The organism is Mesorhizobium sp. M0514, from assembly GCF_040321145.1.
Taxonomy (GTDB): Bacteria; Pseudomonadota; Alphaproteobacteria; order Rhizobiales; family Rhizobiaceae; genus Mesorhizobium.
The window spans coordinates 1-15,942 of the sequence record NZ_JAMYQZ010000115.1; the positions used below are offsets into that span (position 1 = coordinate 1).

The 15,942-nt window shown below is 62.8% G+C and carries 17 protein-coding genes and 1 pseudogene; 5 read left to right on the plus strand and 13 right to left on the minus strand.

Features of this window, described 5'->3' with window-relative positions:
• Both NKI61_RS29445 and NKI61_RS29450 read left to right on the plus strand, forming a co-directional pair.
• Positions 1–642: SDR family NAD(P)-dependent oxidoreductase (locus tag NKI61_RS29445; protein WP_352841996.1), on the plus strand; the 642-nt coding region annotated here is incomplete at its 5' end.
• Positions 639–1,361: an SDR family oxidoreductase gene (locus tag NKI61_RS29450; RefSeq protein WP_352841997.1), complete on the plus strand. Its 723-nt coding sequence runs from the start codon at positions 639–641 to the stop codon at positions 1,359–1,361. The genes NKI61_RS29445 and NKI61_RS29450, both read left to right, overlap by 4 nt.
• A 2-nt stretch (positions 1,362–1,363) precedes the next feature.
• Here the strand turns inward: NKI61_RS29450 and NKI61_RS29455 are convergent, their stop codons facing one another.
• The 7 genes from NKI61_RS29455 to NKI61_RS29485 form a co-directional block, all read right to left on the minus strand.
• Positions 1,364–1,741, minus strand: a complete 378-nt coding sequence (locus tag NKI61_RS29455; RefSeq protein WP_023744574.1) for a DoxX family protein — start codon at positions 1,739–1,741, stop codon at positions 1,364–1,366.
• Between the two features lie 76 nt (positions 1,742–1,817).
• Entirely contained in the window at positions 1,818–2,276 is a 459-nt protein-coding gene (locus NKI61_RS29460; RefSeq protein ID WP_023668206.1) for a carboxymuconolactone decarboxylase family protein, read from the minus strand.
• Between the two features lie 26 nt (positions 2,277–2,302).
• Positions 2,303–2,821 carry an RrF2 family transcriptional regulator gene (locus tag NKI61_RS29465; RefSeq protein ID WP_352841998.1) on the minus strand — a complete coding sequence of 173 codons (519 nt, stop codon included), beginning with the start codon at positions 2,819–2,821 and terminating at the stop codon, positions 2,303–2,305.
• A 452-nt stretch (positions 2,822–3,273) separates the two neighbouring features.
• Positions 3,274–4,587, minus strand: coding sequence for an NAD-dependent dihydropyrimidine dehydrogenase subunit PreA (gene preA, locus NKI61_RS29470; protein ID WP_352515173.1), 1,314 nt, complete (start codon positions 4,585–4,587; stop codon positions 3,274–3,276).
• 12 nt (positions 4,588–4,599) lie between these two features.
• Complete coding sequence (locus NKI61_RS29475; RefSeq protein ID WP_352515174.1) at positions 4,600–5,436, minus strand: class I SAM-dependent methyltransferase; 837 nt, start codon at positions 5,434–5,436, stop codon at positions 4,600–4,602.
• Positions 5,437–5,441: 5 nt separating this feature from the next.
• Positions 5,442–6,797, minus strand: a complete 1,356-nt coding sequence (locus NKI61_RS29480) for an NAD(P)-dependent oxidoreductase (RefSeq protein ID WP_352841999.1) — start codon at positions 6,795–6,797, stop codon at positions 5,442–5,444.
• 135 nt (positions 6,798–6,932) lie between these two features.
• The gene (locus NKI61_RS29485; RefSeq protein WP_352515177.1) at positions 6,933–7,649 is read right to left on the minus strand and encodes a gamma-glutamylcyclotransferase; all 717 of its coding nucleotides are present in this window, start codon (positions 7,647–7,649) and stop codon (positions 6,933–6,935) included.
• 194 nt (positions 7,650–7,843) lie between these two features.
• Here NKI61_RS29485 and NKI61_RS29490 point away from each other — a divergent pair.
• A pseudogene (locus tag NKI61_RS29490) lies at positions 7,844–8,621 on the plus strand (VOC family protein).
• Positions 8,622–8,694: 73 nt separating this feature from the next.
• On the opposite strand, the gene NKI61_RS29495 reads toward NKI61_RS29490, so the two are convergent.
• Entirely contained in the window at positions 8,695–9,183 is a 489-nt protein-coding gene (locus NKI61_RS29495) for a hypothetical protein (RefSeq protein WP_023741730.1), read from the minus strand.
• Positions 9,184–9,391: 208 nt separating this feature from the next.
• Between NKI61_RS29495 and NKI61_RS29500 the strand changes: the two genes are divergently transcribed.
• On the plus strand, positions 9,392–9,784 hold the full coding sequence (locus NKI61_RS29500; RefSeq protein ID WP_352842000.1) for a DoxX family protein: 393 nt from the start codon (positions 9,392–9,394) through the stop codon (positions 9,782–9,784).
• 93 nt (positions 9,785–9,877) lie between these two features.
• Here NKI61_RS29500 and NKI61_RS29505 read toward each other — a convergent pair whose 3' ends face one another.
• Together NKI61_RS29505 and NKI61_RS29510 are read right to left on the minus strand one after the other, a co-directional pair.
• Entirely contained in the window at positions 9,878–12,319 is a 2,442-nt protein-coding gene (locus tag NKI61_RS29505) for a GcvT family protein (RefSeq protein ID WP_352842001.1), read from the minus strand.
• A gap of 77 nt (positions 12,320–12,396) precedes the next feature.
• Entirely contained in the window at positions 12,397–13,935 is a 1,539-nt protein-coding gene (locus NKI61_RS29510) for a trimethylamine methyltransferase family protein (protein WP_352842002.1), read from the minus strand.
• A 218-nt stretch (positions 13,936–14,153) separates the two neighbouring features.
• Between NKI61_RS29510 and NKI61_RS29515 the strand changes: the two genes are divergently transcribed.
• The gene (locus tag NKI61_RS29515; protein WP_352842003.1) at positions 14,154–14,744 is read left to right on the plus strand and encodes a transglycosylase SLT domain-containing protein; all 591 of its coding nucleotides are present in this window, start codon (positions 14,154–14,156) and stop codon (positions 14,742–14,744) included.
• A gap of 56 nt (positions 14,745–14,800) precedes the next feature.
• Here NKI61_RS29515 and NKI61_RS29520 read toward each other — a convergent pair whose 3' ends face one another.
• From NKI61_RS29520 to NKI61_RS29530, 3 genes are all read right to left on the minus strand, one after another.
• Entirely contained in the window at positions 14,801–15,238 is a 438-nt protein-coding gene (locus tag NKI61_RS29520; protein WP_023682204.1) for a TA system VapC family ribonuclease toxin, read from the minus strand.
• Positions 15,235–15,462 carry a hypothetical protein gene (locus NKI61_RS29525; protein ID WP_023668191.1) on the minus strand — a complete coding sequence of 76 codons (228 nt, stop codon included), beginning with the start codon at positions 15,460–15,462 and terminating at the stop codon, positions 15,235–15,237. Before NKI61_RS29525 ends, NKI61_RS29520 begins: the two co-directional genes overlap by 4 nt.
• Positions 15,463–15,604: 142 nt before the next feature.
• On the minus strand, positions 15,605–15,942 hold a 338-nt coding region (locus NKI61_RS29530; RefSeq protein ID WP_352842004.1), incomplete at its 5' end, for an oligopeptide/dipeptide ABC transporter ATP-binding protein.

Here is a 15,942-nt window from a genome sequence, read left to right on the forward strand (position 1 = left end):
GCCGAGGTCCGCCGCCTCGCCGAGGCCGTACGCGCAAAAACCGACCGGCTCGACGTCCTCATCAACAATGCCGGCATCGGCACGGCCGGCGCCAAGCGACAGCTCAGCGCCGACGGCTTCGAACTGCGCTTTGCGGTCAACTATCTCGCCGGTTTCCTGCTGACCTCGGAACTGCTGCCGCTGCTCAAGGCGAGTTCGCCGGCGCGCATCATCAACGTCGCTTCGGCCGGCCAGCAGGCGATCGATTTCGGCGATGTCATGCTGACACGTTCCTATGACGGCGTGCGCGCCTATTGCCAGAGCAAGCTGGCGCAGATCCTGTTCACCATCGACCTGGCCGGAGAGTTGAAAGGCAGCGGCGTCACCATCAACGCTCTGCATCCGGCGAGCTACATGAACACCACCATGGTCCGCCAGGCCGGCGTGACGCCATGGAGCTCGGTCGAGACCGGCGCCGACGCCATTCTCAACCTCGCGACATCGCCCGCCTTGGAGGGCCGCAGTGGCCTCTATTTCGACGGCCAAAAGGAATCCCGCGCCGAAGCACAAGCCTATGACGCCAAGGCCAGACAGCAATTGCGAACCCTGAGCCTCGACTTCGTCGGCCAGGCTTCCCCAAAATCGAAGGAACAGCATTCATGACCGGCAAGATCGAACACACGGTCGTCATCGGCGGCTCATCCGGCATCGGCCTGGCAACGGCGCGAAAACTGCTTGGCCCGGGCATGAAGGTGACCATCACCGGACGAAACCAGGACAAGCTCACCAGCGCTTGGAAGAGCCTCGGCGGCGCCGCCGAGAAAGCTGCCTTCGATGCTTCGAAGCCGGACGAAGTCCGCCAGTTCTTTGGGGAACTCGGACCGTTCGATCACCTCGTGCTGGCTGCCAGCGGCGGCAAGGGACTTGGGCGGTTCGAAACCCTCGACCTCTCAGACATCGCCGGCGGCGTCGACGAGAAAGTCCGGCCGCAGCTGTCCTGTTTGCAGGCAGCCTTGCCGACGCTCAACAGATCGGGATCGGTCACTTTCATCTCGGCGGTGTCGGCACAATTGTCGGTGCCCGGCGTGGCCGGCATCGCCGCCGTCAACGGCATGCTGTTGACGGTGGTGCCGATCCTGGCGGTCGAACTGAAGCCTCTGCGCGTCAACGTCGTGGCGCCCGGCGTCATCGACACGCCATGGTGGGATTTTCTGGCCGAAGACCAGCGGCAGGCGGTGTTCAGCGAATATGCCGGCAAAACCCCGGTGGGCAGGATCGGCCGCGCCGAAGACGTCGCCGGCGCAATCGCCTTTCTCGTCTCGAACGGCTTCATGACCGGCCAGGTGCTGACCTGCGATGGCGGTTTGCGCTTCGCGGCGTGACCTTACAGCGACTGTGCGATCAGCGTGAGAAAGCCTCCGGCCAGGGCGACGTTGCCGACGAAGCCGTTGATGCGCGAGGCCCGGTCCGGGCCCTGATGGTCCCAGAAATTGTGGAACATCGGCGTGGCGACGATGAGAAACAGCAGCAGCACGGCGCAGGCGGTCGCAGTCCACAGGCCGGCCATCAACAGCGCGCCGGCAATGGTCTGCAGGACGATGCCGGCCCACAACGCCAATCTCGCCTGCGGCACGCCGCGCGCGGTCATCAGCCCGGTCAGGAAGGTCTCGTTCTGAACATTGCGCAGGCCGGCGCAAACGAAGGCGCCGCCGAGCAACAGGCGGCCGAGAAACAAAAAGGTCGAAGGCAAATCGACAGGCATGAAATCTTCCCCGTACTTAAGCATGAAACAGGTGGAGCGCCGCCCTTTCCACGGCGCTCCATGACTAACCGGACGGTCAGGCTGCTTTGGCAGCCGGCATCGGGTGAATGGCGTGGAACGGGATGCAGAGCCGGTTCCAGGTGTTGATCATGCCGATCGCGACCGACAGCTTGACCAGTTCCTCTTCCGAGAAGTGCTCTAGCGTGCGGGCATAGAGTTCGTCCGAAACGCCATTGTTGGCGATCAGGGTCGTTGCCTCGGTCCAAGCAAGCGCCGCGCGTTCGCGCTCGGAAAACAGCGGCGATTCCTTCCAGGCCGAAACCAGATAGAGCCGTGTCTCGGTTTCGCCATCGCGCCTCGCCTCGCGGCTATGCATCTCGACGCAGTAGGAGCAGCCATTGATCTGCGAGGCGCGGAGCTTGATCAAATGCAGCAGGCTCACTTCAAGCCCGCATTCGTCGACCGCCTTGTTGAGCGCCGACACGGCTTTCATGATCTCAGGCGCCTTGGCGAAGAATTGCAGTCTCTGTTTCATCGTCTTTCCTTTCTGTCTGGCGGGGGTTAACTTTGCTTGGCTGCAGCGGGTTTCTGCGGCCGCTGATGGCGCGCGACAAAGGCACAGCTGGCGGCAAACGATCGCGGATCGCCTTCGGCCTTGTAGTCAGCCACGATGTCGGACAACCGGGTTTCCGCAAGGGCCGCGCGATAGGCGCGCTCGGCCTTCAGCATCGCGGCATTGATGCCGCACGGCTTCACATAGGCCGAAGCATCGATCTTGACCGGGCCGCGCTGGCGGATCTCGCCGCAGCGGAAGGCCGGCTCGCGACCCTCGACCGCAAGCACGATATCGAGCAGCGTGATGCGCTCGGCCGGACGCGCCAGCCGGTAGCCGCCCGCCGGTCCCGGCACCGATTCCAGGATCCGCGTAGCCGTCAGCTGGTTCAGATGTTTCAGCAGATAGCTCGGCGACAGGCCGAAGGACTCTGCCAAGGCAGCACCCGGCATCGTGCTGTTGCCCTCCACGCTGGCCAGGGTGGCCGCGCAATGGATGGCCGCTTCTACACCTTCGCCCAGCTTCATGATGTTGCGCTCCCATTCATGGATATCTTTTATCGCGGATAAAACTTATCTGCAATAGGAAAATGCGGAAATTCACATATAGCGATGGCTTCACAGAACTTGGGCATCCCGCTCTGCGGCCTGCACACATTTCTGGGCGGCTGGTCTGTGGCGATAGCGTGTATGGCGGCTTGGCGCATGCATTGTCTTATATTACGCTGATCGACCCCCACTCCGTCTCGGCTTCGCCGGAGCCACCTTTCCCCCGATCGACGGGGGAGAGGAACGGCGCCAAGTTTTTGCCGTCAACGTTCGTCAGTAAAGCTCCCTTCCTTTCCCTCCGGAGGGGGGAAAGGTGGCGCTGCGAAGCAGCGACGGATTGGGGGAACCACGTGGCAACCAAGCCCTCACGCCGACCAGTCACAGAAGATGAGTGCACAACGTAGACGTCGATCGGGGCGAGGAACCCAAGTCTACTCCGCAGCCACCTTGGCCATCGGGTTGTTCGGGTGTGTCGTCCAATTGGCATAGACCGGCGACACCGGCTTGCCGGTGCGCTGGTCCATCACGCCGGCGGCCAGCGGCTCCATGGTGATGCAGTTCTCGACCGGGCAGACATTGACGCACAGATTGCAGCCGACGCATTCGGCCTCGATCACCTCGAAATGCCTGACGCCGTCGACCATGTTGGTGATCGCCTGGTGCGAAGTGTCCTCGCAGGCGATGTGGCAGCGGCCGCATTTGATGCAGGCGTCCTGGTCGATATGCGCCTTGGCGATGTAATTGAGGTTGAGATACTGCCAGTCGGTGACGTTGGGCGTGGCGCGGCCGACAATGTCGTTGAGCGAGGCGTGGCCTTTCTCGTCCATCCAGTTTTCGAGACCGGCGATCATCTCCTGCACGATCTTGAAGCCGTATGTCATCGCCGCCGTGCACACCTGCACATTGCCGGCGCCGAGCGCCATGAATTCAGCCGCATCGCGCCAGGTGGTGATGCCGCCAATGCCGGAGATCGGCAGGCCGCGCGTTTCCGGATCGCGGGCGATCTCGGCCACCATGTTCATGGCAATCGGCTTCACCGCCGGGCCGCAATAGCCGCCATGCGAGCCCTTGCCGTCGATGGTCGGCTGCGGCGCGAAACTGTCGAGGTCGACGCCGGTGATCGAGTTGATGGTGTTGATCAGCGACACCGCGTCGGTTCCGCCGGAGAGTGCGGCGCGCGCCGGCTTGCGCACATCGGTGATATTCGGCGTCAGCTTGGTGATGACAGGCATGCGGGTGTTGGCCTTGCACCAGCGCACCACCATTTCGATGTATTCAGGCACCTGGCCGACAGCCGCGCCCATGCCGCGTTCCGACATGCCGTGCGGGCAGCCGAAATTGAGCTCGATGCCGTCGGCTTCGGTATCCTCGACCACCGGCAGGATCGCCTTCCAGCTTTCCTCGACGCATGGCACCATCAGTGAGACGACGATGGCGCGGTCGGGCCAGTCCTTCTTGACCTGCTTGATCTCGCGCAGATTGACCTGCAAATCGCGGTCGGTGATCAGCTCGATATTGTTGAGGCCGAGCAGGCGCCGGTCCGCCCCCCAGATCGCGCCATAACGCGGGCCGTTGACGTTGACCACCGGCGGACCTTCTTCGCCCAGCGTCTTCCACACGACGCCGCCCCAGCCCGCCTTGAAGGCGCGGATGACATTGTAGGCCTTGTCGGTCGGCGGCGCCGAAGCCAGCCAGAACGGATTGGGCGATTTGATGCCGACGAAATTGTTGCGGATGTCTGCCATGACAGGTCCCTTTCAACCGAGACGAAGGAGCATTTCCACGGGTGCGAGAATGCCGCCTTTAAGCGCGGGGGTGAGATTGGCGATCTTGGTGCCGGCGTTCTCGCCCATGATAAGATTAACGCCAGGCGGCGGCTTTTTTCCTTCCGCCTGCGCCGCAGCCATGCGCGCCCGTATCGTGTCGAAAAATTCGATGGCGAAGGCGCCACGAGGGCGCTCGGCGGTTACAGAGAACCCCGCGGCGGCGGCAGCCGAACGATAGTCGTCGGGCGTGGCAACGAAGGACATGCTCTCGTCGGATGCCCATGGCAGCGGATAGGTCAGCGCACCTGCCTTGAGCCGCATCACATCGTAGACGGCAAAGACGCCGCCCGGCTTGAGCACACGCGCCGCCTCGCTCATCAGCTTTTTCTTGTCGGGAAGATTCATGCCGACATGCAGGATCATGGCCGTATCAAAGCTTTTGTTGCTGAACGGCATGTCCAGCGCGCTGCCCTGCACGAACCGGACTTTGTCGGCCATTCCCACCCGCTTCGACAGGCTGGTCGCGATGTCGACATAGCTTTGCGTCAGATCAATGCCGGTGACATCGGCGCCGGCATTGTTGGCGGCGAAGCGGGCTGGACCACCCACGCCGGAACCAATGTCGAGCAGCCTGGCCCCCGGCTTCAAACCCATCTGGCCGATGAGTTCCCTGGTGGCGGCGATACCGCCAATGTGGAACTCGTCGACCGCTTCGAGATCGCCAGCGCGTAGTTGGGCAATTTCCACGCCGGTATCGGCGAGCACGGCAAGAATGTGCTGCTCAAGATCCGAGACGTCGTAGTGACGCGCGATGCCTGATTCCACCATGATCTCTATCCCTGTGCCAGACTCCGGTTGATGCTCTCCGCCGCATCGCGGCCTTGCGCCACGGCCGAAACCGTCAAATCGTCACCGCCAAAAATGCAGTCGCCGCCGGCCCAGACATTGGCGAGCGAGGTGCGCCCTTCCGCATCGACCTTGATGCGGCCGGCTTCGAGTTCGATCGCAGCACCGCTGCCGTTAAGTGCCGCCGGCACAAAGCTCTGGCCGATCGCCTTGAACACCTGGTCGGCGACGAGCGTCAGTGTCTCGCCCGTGCCGGCGAGCTTGTCGCCGTTCATGGCGGTGTATTCGAGCTCGATGCCCGACACTTTGCCACCTTCGGCGATGACCCGCTTCGGTTGCAGCCAGTGGCGGATGGTGACGCCGTTGGCCGCGGCCAGATCCTGCTCGAATTCGGAGGCGTTCATGTGTTCCTGGCCGCGCCGGTAGCAGATCGTCACCTCCTCGGCGCCGAGCAGCTTCGACTGCACCGCGGCATCGATCGCCGTCATGCCGCCGCCGATGACGACGACGCGCCGGCCGACCGGCAGGCTCGCGAGATCGCTGGCCTGGCGTAGCTCGGCGATGAACTCGACCGCATTAACAACGCCATCGGCGTCCTCGCCATCCGCGCGCCGCGCATTGACGCCGCCTAGCCCCATGCCGAGGAAGACGGCATCGTAATTCAGGATCAGGTCCGACAGCTGGTAGTCGCGGCCGAGCGCCTTGCCGTTATGGATATCGATGCCGCCGATCCCCGTGACATAGTCGACCTCGGCCTGGGCGAAATTGTCGATGCTCTTGTAGGCGGCGATGCCATATTCATTGAGGCCGCCGGCCTTCGGGCGGGCTTCCAGTATGGTCACCTCATGGCCATGGCGGGCGAGCCGGTGCGCCGCGGCTAGGCCGGCCGGACCGGCGCCGACCACGGCGACCGACTTGCCGGTCGATTCAGCGCGCGGATAAAACTGCTTGTGCTCGGCCATGGCGACATCGGTGGCGTAGCGCTGCAGGCGGCCGATCTGCACCGGCTTGCCTTCCGCCACCTCGCGCACGCAGACCTCTTCGCAAAGCGTCTCGGTCGGGCAGACGCGGGCGCACATGCCACCCAATATGTTCTGGTCGAAAATCGTCTTGGCCGAACCGATCGGGTTGCCGGTCGAGATCTGGCGGATGAACAGCGGAATGTCGATCGAGGTCGGGCATGCATTCATGCACGGCGCGTCGTAGCAGAAATAGCAGCGATCGGATTCGACCAGCGCCTCGTGATGATCAAGCGGCGGATGCAGGTCGGAAAAATTCTCGGCGTACTGGTCGGCGGCAAGCCGGCCGCCGGCAATGCCGTCCTTGAACTGGCCTTCTGGCATCGTCAGTTCCCCACGTTTTCGTTTTGGGGAAGGCTAGCACGTTTTATTTTTTTATCAATTGGTCAATTTTCGCCGCAAGCCATTGAAAAGACCAGCTCATAATATGATTTGACTACTCATGTTATGGCTTTCAGCCTATGGCACGGGCGAAAGGCCGGAGCTCGTAGCGCCGCCATGGATCGACCGGATCTCGTCGGCAACCAGTTGCTGCAGCCGCCACAGATTGCGGTCGCGGATGCCGAATTCCTCGAGGTGGCTGACGGTGTTGTAGAGATATTCCGCGCCTGAGCCGACATGGCCGCAGGCTCTGGCAAGCACCCCCGCCACCGTGTCCAGCGGCTGCCCGAGCGAGGTTCCCCTGCCCGTCACCCCGACCCAGAAGCCGAGCGCCCGTATCCGGCCCTGCTGGGTGCGCACGGGAACCCACCGGACCGAGCTGACACTCTCATGATCGTCGATCTCGCGCCGCAGCAGTCTTTCGATCTGCTGCGGCTTGTCGCCGTCGGGCAGGCGGTAGATGACGCCGTCGCATCGGCCACCGCGTTCGAGCGCCATCATCAGCCCCGGCTGCGCGACGCTGCCGCGCCAGCGCACCATGTCGAGGCAGAAGGAGCGGTGCCAGCCGAAAGCAGTGGCGCGCTGGCGTTCGACGGATTCGAAAGCCGGCTTCCAGATCAGCGAGCCATAGGCGAACACCCACAAAGGCCCCTCGTCTGCTTCTTCAGACAGCCGCAAGGCTAAGGTCCGGTAATCCTCATCGTTCAGCTGCGTCCAACTGCAGTCGGGTCCGGGATCGACCTCTTCGCGATGACACAGTGACACAAGCTCAGGCGTGAGCGACATAAGGCGCATGAAACGACTACCCCTCGTTTGCCCAAGGAAAGTCGAAAACCGCCGCATGTGCAAGCCGCCGGTGGGCCGAAGTGCGGAACGATGTGTCAACGCAGCCGTTGAACTTTCTCCGCTTCGCTGTCGGATTTGCGTCGCTGAAAACGTCCTTTGATGGATCGGACGACGATCTATGCATGAAGGTGAGGAGACCGAAAATGCCGAAATCCCCAATGCCCTTCTTCTGGTACGAGTTGATGACCAGCGACCTCGATGCGGCGCAAGCATTTTACACCACCGTGGTCGGCTGGCGGGCCGAGCCCTTCGACAAAGCGCCCGGCATGCCGCGCTATATCGTGGTGAACTCCGCCGAGCGTGGCGTGGGCGGGCTGATGACCCTGCCCGAGGAAGCAGCCAGGACGGGTCTGAAGCCGGCCTGGTTCGGCTATGTGCACACCAGCGATACCGATGCCTCGACCGAGGCACTGAAAGCCGCCGGCGGGACTGTTCACCGCGAACCCGACGACATTCCCGGCGTCGGCCGCTTCTCCGTCGTCGCCGACCCGCAAGGCGCCGCCTTCATGTTCCTGCAGCCCAATGGTCCCGACCAGCCCGTCCTTCCGGCAACGACGCCGGGCCATGTCGGCTGGCACGAGCTTTATGCGTCCGACCGCCAGAAGGCCTTCGATTTCTACTCCAGCCAGTTCGGCTGGACCGATGCCGGTAGCATGGACATCGGCGAGATGGGCATCTATCAGACCTTCTCGGCCGGCCCTGAATCCGGCGGCGGCATCATGAATCAAGCCGCAACAGCTGCCGGTACCGGTCTGGCTGTTCTACTTCAATGTCGACGCCATCGACGCAGCCGCCAAACGTGTCACCGACAATGGCGGCAAGATCGTCATGGGTCCGATGCCGGTGCCGACCGGCCAATGGATTGCCCAGTTCACCGATCCGCAAGGCGCCTATTTCGCGCTGATCGCGCCGGGCCGCTGATCCCCTCCGGTACTCGCCTGCACGGAACTGCTCTCATCGCACTGCCGGTGCGATGAGAGGCGTCCGGGCGCGGTCACTCCGGCGCCAGCACCGCGACCTTGAGGTTCTCTTTCCTGGCGCCGCTGAGCTGGATCGTGGCTGCGCCAGGCGTCAGCTTGAAGCGCACGCTCTTGCGGATGCCGGGGCAGGTCTTCACGCCGCTGAAACCCGCTGATTTCACGGCTTGGCCCTCCTGAATGACGTCGACCCAGGCCTCATCGGACAGGCTGATCTGGAGCTCTCCTTCCGGTGGCACGGACACGTTTGCCGTCGCGCCGAACGTGCCGGCTGCCGGCGCGCGTTGCGGTGAGACGGTGAAGCTGACCGCATCGACCGGCTCCAGCGCCATATCCGCGGCTTCGCCGAAAGCAAGAGAGGCACCGGACTGCGCGGCGGGCGCCGCCGGAAACAGTTCCTGCTCGCGTGTCACCGGCCATTTGAAGGCATCGCAGCCAGCATCAGCGGCCATGGCGAAACTGGTGCTTGCGAGAATTGCGAACAGGCTGACGGCGACTTTTTTCATGGCTAGGAACCCGTTTGGTCTGGAGTGTCTACACGCAGGCATACAACTTGAACGAGCTGTACGCAACCATAACGAGAACAAATTTCGAAGTCCAGACTGGAAGTGATTTCCAATCACCGATTGTTGATGACAGGCCACGCGAAGTGAATGGTCCAGCGCCGGGTGATAATTTATGGCCGGGCCGCAGGGTTGGAAAAATGGAGTTTAGATGAAGCTTTTTGACGGTCTCGCCAGATTTCAGCCGCAGGCGCTCGGCGTCCTGCGTATCATCACAGCCCTGCAGTTCATCGAGCATGGCTCGCAGAAACTGTTCAATTTTCCGGTCAGCGCCGAGCCTCACGCTCTTACCGGCCTGACGATGACTGCAGGCATCCTGGAGTTCGCCGGTGGCATCCTGCTGGCGCTCGGTCTGTTGACCCGCCCGGTCGCGTTCCTTCTGGCCGGCGAGATGGCCATCGCCTATTTCATGGCGCACTACCCGCGCGACTTCTTCCCGGTCAACAACAGCGGCGACGCGGCAATCTCCTTCTGCTTCATCTTCCTCTATCTGGTGTTTGCCGGCGCCGGCGCTTTCGCGCTCGACAACCGCCGCAACGCCTGACGCGCAATGCATGTCGCCCAAAGGTGCGCAGCGGTTTTGGGATAACGACATGCACAAAGGAATCTGAAGCGCCTCGGCGAAAGCCGAAGCGCTTCAGGCCCGCATTCGCTCGAAGTTCGCGTCAAAGAGCGGCGCTGCCTGAACGCGCGCCGCGTGGCGCTTGCCCAAAAGTTCGATTTCGAAGCCGTCGCTCTCATCGGCGATCTCCTTCGGCACATAGCCGATGGCGACGGATTTTTTCGAGTGATGCGCATAGCCGCCTGACGTCACCCAGCCGCGCACCGCGCCATCGTGCCAGATCGGCTCGTCGCCGATGACATCGGCATCGTCAGCATCGAGGATAAATGTGCGCAGCCTGAGCTTGCCGCCCTGCTTGCGCTCGGCAAGAGCGCCGGTTTTACCGATGAAATCGGCATCCTTGCCATAGGCGACGAAACGGTCGAGCCCGGCCTCCAGCGGCCCGTAGATCGGCCGGTATTCGCGCGCCCATGAGCCGTAGTTTTTCTCCAGCCGCAGCGCATTGAGCGCGCGCGAGCCGAACAGGCCGAGGCCGAATTCCTCGCCTGCCGCCATCAACGCCTGGAAGGCAGCGCGCTGATATTCCGGCGCCACCCAGATCTCGTAACCGAGATCGCCGGTGTAGCTGACGCGGCCGACCAGGCATGGCGCCGCGCCGATATCCATTTTTGCGACCGCCATGAAGGGGAATGCGGTGTTGGCGACATCCGCGCGGCTGACCTTCGCCAGCACCTCCCTCGCCTTGGGTCCGGCGATCGCCAGACCGGTCAGTTTCTGCCCCAGCGCCTCTATGCGCACTGAGCTATCCGCAGGTAAATGTGCCTCGAACCAGCGCATATGATACTGCTCGGCGATACCGGAGCCGGCGATGAACCACTCGGTCCCGTTGGAATTGGGGGCACCGATATTGGCCAGCGTGAAATCGCCGATGAGCTTGCCGTCGTCCTTCAGCATCGGCGCCAACGTCATGCGGCCTGGCTTGGGCAACTTGCAGGCAAAGATCCGGTCGAGCCAAGCGGCCGCCCCTTCTCCCGTCACCTTGTATTTGGCGAAGTTCGAAATCTCCGCCAGGCCGACGCTTTCACGAACCGTCGCGACCTCATTGGCGACATGGGAAAAATCGCTGGAACGCCGCCACGAGAATTCGTCCCTGACACCCTCGGGCGCATACCACAGCGGCACTTCCAGCCCATAGGACACACCCCATTGCGCACCCTTGGCCGACAGCAAATCGTAGATCGGCGTCGTCTTCAGCTGCCGCCCGGCGGGCAGCTCCTCATTGGGAAAGCGAATCGAGAAGCGGCGCGAATAATTCTCGCGCACCTTGGCGTTGGTGTAGGCCATCGTCGCCCAGTCGCCATAGCGCGCCACATCCATGGCCCAGATGTCGGCGCCGGGATCGCCCTCGATCATCCAGTTGGACAGCGCCAGACCGACGCCGCCGCCTTGTGAAAAGCCCGCCATGACCCCGCAGGCGACCCAGAAGCCCGGAAGGCCGCGCACCGGCCCGACCAGCGGATTGCCGTCCGGCGCGAAGGTGAAGGGGCCGTTGATGATCTGCTTGATGCCGGTCCTCTCGAAGGCCGGGAAATGCCGGAAGCCGACTTCGAGCGACGGCGCGATGCGGTCGATATCCGGCTCCAGCAGTTCATGGCCGAAATTCCACGGTGTCTGGAATTCGGACCAGACCTTGTTGGCCTTCTCATACGTGCCCATCAGCATGCCGCCGCGCTCCTGGCGCAGGTACAGCTCACCGTCGAAATCGACGGCATGGATGATTTCCGTCCCGGTCTTGGCGTTCCACGCCGCCACCTCGGGCATATCCTCGGTGATCAGGTACATGTGCTCCATTGCGAGCACCGGCAGCTCCAGCCCGACCATGCGGCCGACCTCGCGCGCCCATAACCCGCCGGCATTGACAACATGCTCGGCCACCACTTCGCCCTTGTTGGTGATGACGCGCCACATGCCGTCGGGCCGGCGCACAATGTCCTCGACCTTGGTGAAGCGCTCGACCTCGGCGCCCAGTTTCCGCGCGGCCTTGGCATAGGCATGCGTCACGCCGGAGGGATCGAGATGGCCGTCCTCCTTGTTGCGGACGGCGCCGACGAATTGTTTCGGGTCGAGCAGCGGCATCAGCTCGGCCGCTTCATTGGCCGATATTTCCTCAAGGTCGATGCCGAGGTAACGCCCCTTGGCGACGACGCCGCGCAGCCAGTCGAGCCGCGCCTCGGTTGCCGCCAGAAGCACGCCGCCGGTCAGATGTACGCCGGTCGCCTGTCCCGACAGCTCCTCGATCTCCTTGTAGAGCGAGATCGTGTATTTCTGCAGCTTGGCGACGTTGGGGTCGCCATTGATCGTGTGCATGCCGCCGGCCGCATGCCAGGTCGAGCCGGAGGTCAGCTCGTCGCGCTCCAAAAGCACGACATCGGTCCAGCCATGACGCGCCAGATGGAACAGCACGGAGCACCCGACGACGCCACCGCCAATGACCACGACCTTTGCATGCGATTTCATGAGTTTGCTCTGTTATCAATGAGTTGAGGAGATAAGGTGAATCAGAAAGGCAGCGCCGCGCGCCGACGCTGAAAAAGTCACGGCTCGCCCTGCCCGATCGCTTCCTTGCGCCTGGCCACATACGCCTCCAGCGCCTCGCGCACGGCGATATCCATCACCGGCTCGACATAGTCTTCCAGCGCCTTCTTCCACAGCCGGGTCGCGCGCGCCGTCGTGTCGAGGCCGCCGGCCTCCTGCCATGCCTCGTAATTCTGCCAGTTGGACAGTATCGGCTGGTAGAAGGCGGTGGCATAGCGTTCCAGCGTGTGCGGTTCGCCGAAGAAATGGCCGCCGGTCGGCACCGCGCCCAGCGCCTCGACCGCAAGCTCCGCCTCGTCGACGACGATCGGGCGCAGGAACTCCATCATGTGCTGGATCATCTCGACATCGATGATGAGCTTTTCGAACGATGCCGTCAGCCCGCCCTCCTGCCAGCCGGCGGCATGATAGACGAGGTTGCCGTGGCCGAGCACAGCGCCCCACAGCGCCATCAGCGTCTCGTAGGCGCCTTGCGCGTCCGCCGCATTCGATGCCGACCCCGGCGTCGTGCGGTAGGGCAGATTGTAGCGCCGCGCCAATTGCCCCGAGGCGATGTTGGCCTTGGTGTTCTCCGGCGTTCCGAAGGCCGGCGCGCCCGACTTCATGTCGACGTTGGAGGTGAAGGCGCCGTACATCACCGGCGCGCCGGGGCGCACCAGTTGCGTCAGCACCACGCCGAACAGCGCCTCGGCATTCTGCTGCGCCAGGGCGCCGGCGAGCGTCACCGGGCTCATCGCGCCCATCAGCGTGAACGGCGTCACCGCCACCGACTGGCCGAACTCAGCCATGGTCATCAGCCCTTCGGCCATCATCTCGTCGAAACGCCGCGGCGAGTTGACCGAGATGATGGTGGCAATGCCGGGATCATCGCGCATCTCGTCCAGCGTCAGCCCGCGCGCGATTGCCATCATCTCGATGCCGTCCAGCGCCCGGCCTCGTCCGATCGCCGAGACATGGAACGATTTGTCGGTCAGCGTCAGATTGGTGAAATAGGTATCCATGTGCCTGGTGTTCGCCGGCAGTTCCACCGGCGCGCAGACCTGGTTGCCGAGCAAGTGGATGCAGTTGAAATGCTGCGCCAGCCGGGTCAGATCGGCATAGTCGTGCAAGTTTCCGGCGCGCCGGCCGCGCACCATGTCGTGCACATTGGGCGGCCCGGCGACGAGGGTGAAATTGATCGTGTTGCCGCCGAGATGAATGGTGTTGGCGGGGTTGCGCGGCGTCAGCCGATAGCTGGACTGCGTGGTCTTCAGCGCCTCGGCGACAAGGCCCCGGTCGATGCGGACATTCGCGGTCGCATGGCCGACCTTTGCGCCCGCCTTCTCGAACAGCGCCAGCGCCCGCTGAGACATCACCTCGATGCCGAAATTTTCCAGAATGTGCATCGACGCCTGGTGGATCGCTTCGACCTGGTCGACTGAGAGCATCGCCATCGGCGGATAGGGATTGGTCACCCGCCGCAGTGGAAGTTGCGGGATGGCGGCGGGCCCCCGGTTGCTGGTTCGCTCCGCGCCGCGCTTTCGTCTTGGTTCATTCATGCCTGGCATCAGAGCGCCGGCATCCGGACATCGCTGTCAGAAATCCGCCCTTCGCGGGCGTGATTTTAGCCAAGGCGGCATTTTTGAATTCTGATGGACATAAAAGGCGACGCGAAAGGTCGGAATAATGATACAGGCCCACCGAGCGCAGCCAGGCCGGCAAGCCGTTAAGAAACGCCGCAAGATTCCCTTTATGATTTCGGCCTATTCGTTTTCCAATGCGTAGTACGAGTTTGAGTAAAATTGTAGCGGTTGGCGTGCTGCTGGCTTTGCCGGCCTGCGCGACGCCGCCCAACCATATCAACAATGTCTGCGCCGTCTTCGACCAGAACGACGGCTGGTTCGACAACTGGCAGTCGGCCGCCGAGCGCGCCTCGCAGAAATACGGCGTCCCTGTCCCCGTGCTGATGGCGACGGTGCGCAAGGAATCCGGTTTCAAGAGCAATGCCAGGCCGCCGCGTACCAAACTGCTCGGCTTCATTCCGTGGAAACATGTCTCGTCGGCCACCGGTTTCTCGCAGGCGCTCGACGGCACCTGGTCGCAATATCAGAGCGAAACCGGCAGTTGGGCGGCGCGGCGGACCAAATTTGCCGATGCCGTCGATTTCGTCGGCTGGTATCATTCCAAGACATCAGACACGTTCGGCGTCGCCCGCAACGACACCTACAATCTCTATCTCGCCTACTATCTCGGCTGGACCGCCTACGGCCGCGGTAACCGTGGCGATGCCGGCGTGCAGGGCTATGCCAGGGCGACCGAAAAGATGGCCCGCGACTATGCCGAACAACTGCAGCAATGCGGCAGCTGACGTTGCCAAGCGGTCTTGCAGCCACGCAGTTTGCGATCGAAGCGGAACTCAGCCATTCATTCGCTTGGGATCAGGTGGAGGATCGACCTCCCTCCCTTTACCGCTGCCGTTGACAGCTTTCGGTCAAACGTCGCCAATTGGCCGTCACGCGCCTTGGCGAGTCCCAACAGATAGCTATCCGTTACCTGTGCCGGGGTGAGGATCCTGGCTGCATCGATGTCGTTGGAACCGACAAGGCTGATCTCGTCAGGCCAGAACTGATGTCCTGAAAGGGCATGCAGCTTGCCGACAATCTGCGCCACCACGGCGGGCGAACCCGGAGAATTGGGGTATTTCGGGTTGCTTACAATCCTGATGACGCCATTCTCGGTAATGGGACATGTTGCCCATGATAAATGCCCGGTGGATTGGAACCACCGATGGGCATCTTCATGCGCGACGTGAGCCGGATCGATCAACGCAATCAACACATTGACGTCGAGCAGGAAGGTCACGGCAATTCGTCGCGAAGCGCATTGACCATTTCGAGATCGACCATCGGGCCGTCGGGCCGCGATGCAAGCAAGGGGATGCCGTTGCGTTCACCGCCGGTCGGGGGCCTGCGCAGTGAGCGGCGAGCCAGATCGGAAATGACGTCGCCAACGCTGCGATCCTGCTGTCGCGCCATGGCCTTGGCCGCAAGTAGGACATCGTCATCGATTGCAAGTGTGGTTCTCACAACATGCTCCCTACCGCGCATCAAACATCACGCATCACATAAAGCAATGGACAGCAATATTCAAGCGAACGTAGCTGTCGTTCCTTGAGCTATGGCGACGCTGCGGCAATGCGCCAACGAGCGGCATTGCCTCTATGGCTGGTCAGCTCGGCTTCTTGCCATGCGGGCGCTTCGGCGGTTCGCCGGCGAAACCGGGGCCGATCCCATCCGGTGCGTCTTCCGGCACGCCCTCATGCGCTGCGTGTTCCCTGTCGAACTTGATCACCGGCTCCATCGTCGCCAGCACATCGTCCGACAGCCAGCACAGGCTCATATGGCCATCGCCGAGATGCTTCACCGGCGGCACCTTGGTCTCGCACAGATTGTCCGGCACCAGCCTCTTGTAGCCGCAGCGCGTCTGGAACGGGCAGCCGCTCGGCGGGTTCATCGCCGACGGGATATCGCCTTCAAGCACGATGTGCCGTTTGACCACGCTGGTGT